This is a genomic window from Mitsuaria sp. TWR114 (assembly GCF_007997345.1).
The window spans coordinates 1-1473 of the sequence record NZ_VOSR01000438.1 but is presented as its reverse complement, the minus strand read 5'-3'; the positions used below and the strand labels follow the sequence as shown (position 1 = coordinate 1473).

General features: G+C 74.3%; 3 protein-coding genes. All 3 read left to right on the top strand.

Annotation, left to right across the window (positions count from 1 at the left end; all coding sequences use genetic code 11):
• Window positions 1-381 (top strand): HAD-IIIA family hydrolase (locus FUT87_RS15955; RefSeq protein ID WP_147241648.1); only part of this gene is annotated, 381 nt, incomplete at its 5' end.
• Window positions 378-869 (top strand): adenylyltransferase/cytidyltransferase family protein, encoded by a 492-nt coding sequence (locus tag FUT87_RS15950; protein ID WP_183491505.1) that lies wholly within the window; start codon window positions 378-380, stop codon window positions 867-869. The genes FUT87_RS15955 and FUT87_RS15950, both read left to right, overlap by 4 nt.
• A partial coding sequence (locus FUT87_RS15945; RefSeq protein ID WP_147241647.1) for a bifunctional heptose 7-phosphate kinase/heptose 1-phosphate adenyltransferase occupies window positions 866-1473 on the top strand: 608 nt, incomplete at its 3' end. The genes FUT87_RS15950 and FUT87_RS15945, both read left to right, overlap by 4 nt.

Genomic DNA, 1473 nt, shown 5'->3' with positions numbered 1-1473 from the left:
GCGGTCGCGCTGCTGCGGCGCCTGCGCGACGAGGCCGGCGTGCGCGTCGACGACGTGCTGCTCTGCCCGCACGAACCCGATGCCCAGGGCCGGCCGGCCTGCCTGTGCCGCAAGCCGGCGCCGGGCATGCTGATCACCGCCGCGCGGCGGCACGGGCTGGACTTGACGCGCTCCTGGATGGTGGGCGACACGCTGGACGACGTCGAGGCCGGCCGCCGGGCCGGCGCGCGCGGCCTGCTCTTCGACAGTGGCGGCGAGACCGTGTGGCGGCGCTCGCCGCTGCGCGAGCCCGAGGCCGTCTTCGACAACTGGGCGGCGCTGGCCGCCCACGTGCTGGACGAGGTCGCGACCGGCGCGGCACCAGCCGGGAGACCGACATGATCGACAAGTGGGACAGCTCGCTCAAGTGCGTGCCGCCGGAGCGCCTGCGAGAGATGGCCGCGCGGCTGGCGCGCCCGCTGGTGTTCACCAACGGCGTCTTCGACATCCTGCACGCCGGCCATGTGCGCGGCCTGGAGGCGGCCAGCGCGCAGGGCAGCAGCCTGGTGGTCGCGCTCAACAGCGACCGCTCGGCGCGCGGCCTGGGCAAGCGCGGCGATCGGCCGTACCACACGCTGGAGGACCGGGCGCGCGTGGTCGGCGCGCTGGCCTGCGTGTCCTGGGTCACCTGGTTCGACGAGCCCACGCCGCAGGCGCTGCTCGAGGCGCTGCGGCCCGATGTCTACGTCAAGGGCGGCGACTACCGCGTCGAGGAACTGCCGGAGACGCCGCTGGTGCGCAGCTGGGGCGGCCGGGTCTCGATCGGGCCCTACCTGCGCGGCCATTCGAGCACCCAGTTGATCGAACACCTGCGGGCCCCGGCGCCATGACCGCGACCACGCTCCCCGAACTGGCGCCGCCGGAGGTGCTGATCGTCGGCGACTGCATGCTGGACGTGTACCTCGAGGGCGCGGTGCATCGCATCTCGCCCGAGGCGCCGGTGCCCATCCTGCGCCTGCATCGCCAGTCGCAGCGGGCCGGCGGCGCCGCCAACGTCGCGCTCAACCTGGCGCGGTTGCGGTGCCCCTGCACCGTCAGCGGCCTGGTGGGCACCGACACCGCCGGCGCCTGCCTGGTCGCGCTGCTGGACCAGCCCGGCATCACGCAGCGCTTCGTCCGCGGGCCGGCGATCGACACCATCCAGAAGATCCGCATGGTCAGCCAGCGGCAGCAGCTGCTGCGCATGGACGTCGAGTCCGAGCCGCCCGCCGCCAGCGTCGACGAGCTCACGACGCTGGCGGGCGAGCTGGCCGCGCGCCACCGCTGGATCCTGGTGTCCGACTACGCCAAGGGCGCGCTGCGCCAGGTGCGGACGCTGATCGAGCGCTGCCAGGACCTGCCCTGCCGGGTGCTGGTCGACCCCAAGCGCAAGGACCTGGAGGCCTATCGCGGCGCCTGGCTGATCAAGCCCAACCTGGCCGAGCTGCGCGAGCG

Bases quoted from the DNA above. Each gene is read 5' to 3' on its own strand.
- FUT87_RS15950 (WP_183491505.1), top strand. From the start codon at position 378: ATGATCGACAAGTGGGACAGCTCGCTCAAGTGCGTGCCGCCGGAGCGC.